At 43.3% G+C, this 238-nt stretch carries 1 protein-coding gene; it reads left to right on the top strand.

Annotated features, from left to right (window positions below):
• A partial coding sequence (locus AAEY88_RS15375) for a transglycosylase SLT domain-containing protein (RefSeq protein WP_350563785.1) occupies positions 1-238 on the top strand: 238 nt, incomplete at both ends.

Here is a 238-nt window from a genome sequence, read left to right as displayed (position 1 = left end):
GTGGTCGCTGAGCGTAACTATTATGCGCGCCATCAAGCATACTTAGATCGTATCTCTAAACGTGCTGAGCCGTATTTGCACTTTATTGTTGAAGAAATTGAAAAGCGTGAAATGCCAATCGAAATTGCACTTTTACCTATAGTAGAAAGTGCTTTTGACCCTTATGGCTACTCGCATCGCACCGCATCGGGTATTTGGCAATTTATGCCAGCAACCGGCGAGCGTTTTGATTTAAAAC

The organism is Psychrobacter sp. CAL346-MNA-CIBAN-0220, from assembly GCF_040309805.1.
Lineage (GTDB): Bacteria > Pseudomonadota > Gammaproteobacteria > Pseudomonadales > Moraxellaceae > Psychrobacter.
This window is presented reverse-complemented; position numbering and strand designations above follow the sequence as displayed.